The sequence below is a fragment of the Actinoallomurus acaciae genome (assembly GCF_042429965.1).
GTDB classification, from domain to species: Bacteria; Actinomycetota; Actinomycetes; order Streptosporangiales; family Streptosporangiaceae; genus Actinoallomurus; species Actinoallomurus acaciae.
This window is the reverse complement of record NZ_JBHLZP010001015.1, coordinates 393-1,813: the sequence shown is the minus strand read 5'-3', so window position 1 is coordinate 1,813 and position 1,421 is coordinate 393. Positions and strand designations below refer to the sequence as shown.

General features: G+C 75.1%; 1 protein-coding gene. It reads right to left on the bottom strand.

Features of this window, described 5'->3' with window-relative positions:
• Positions 1 to 1,421 (bottom strand): hypothetical protein (locus tag ACFFNX_RS49985; RefSeq protein ID WP_378213528.1); only part of this gene is annotated, 1,421 nt, incomplete at both ends.

The following is a 1,421-nucleotide window of genomic DNA, read 5'->3' as shown; positions in this document are numbered from 1 at the left end:
GAGCGCCGGTCCGGCCTCCTCGATCAGGCGGGACGCGGAGCGCTTCCGGGCGGGGCGCACGGGTGGCGCGTCATCCGGCGGCGCGGGATCGGCGGCCGCGTCTCCGGCGACCGGGCCGGGGATCGTGTCGACCCAGGCCCTGAACCGCTGCTCCAGGGCCGGGTCGGGCGTGTCGTTGAACCTCGCCGCGATCTCGCCCACCCGCCAGCCCCGCGCGGCGGGTCGGCGGGGGATCAGCTCGACGTTGACGAGAAGGGTCCCGTCCTCGTCGTACAGCCCGGCGAAGCAGGACCGGCCCGTCCTGGCCTCCTCCAGGTAGTAGGGCCCGGCGATGCAGTTGCCCATGTACTCCGACCATCCGGCCAGCGTGCGGGCGTCCCGCGCCACCCGGAAGCGGACGGCCGCGCCGGGCACGTCCACACCGTCCAGGGCGGCCAGGGGCGCCGGTACGGAGAACTCGCCGATGAGCGCCTCGGCGATCGCGGTGCCGGCCAGCAGGCCCTCGGTGAGACCGCGCCAGGTCCGTACACCCTTGGGCGGAGTGCCGCCGAGTGCGACGAGCTGCGCGACGCCCGAGACGGCCAGCGTCACGGAGTCCAGCCGCGGGGTCAGCGGCTCGTCCGGCGGAGGCGGATCGTGGTCGAACCACGGAGCACCGATGCCCGGCGTCGCCGGCGCGGCGTCGTTTCCGTACAGCTCGGCCAGGGCGTCGACGAGGTCGGCGTACCACAGCAGGTCACCGACCACCTCCACCTCGGCGGCAGCGGCGTCCGGCGAGGCCGCGAGCCGCCGGGAGAGCGGGTCCTCGTGCCCGAGGAGGGGGATGGTCCAGGGCGGGATGCCGTCCCACTCGGCGGGCGGCCGGGCGCGGCCGTACCCGGCGCCCGCGCGCCAGTTCCGCAGGTCCGACCTGGCCCAGCTCTGCCGTACGTACAGCGGGGCCCCCGGATACGCATAGAGCTCGGCCGCGATCGACCGGATGACGACCTGGGCGAAGTCGCGGGCGCACGCCAGCCGCGGCCGGATGTAGGCCGCGAACTTCGCGTCGTGGGGCGTCCCGTTGTTCAATCTGCGGTGAATGTCGCAGACGTACGCGATGGGATGGGCCGGCAGGCCGGTGAGGCCCGGCACCGGGCGGGTGGAGCGCGGCGCGACCCGGCCGGTGTCGGCGTCGGCGGCGCGGATGAACGCGGCGGAGCGCGCCAGGCCGTCCTCCAAGCCGTGGTCGGCGACGGCCACCGCGGTACGGAGCAGGGCGGTCGTGGCGAGCGCGTCCTGCAGGAGCCGGGCCAGCACGTGCGACCAGTACGCGTCGGGCGGGATCCACCGCGCGGCGTCGACCAGCGACGGCTGCGCGCCCTCGTACGTCCTGAGCCACCCCAGGATCAGCTCGTCGTCATCATGACTGCGGCGTTTGCGCA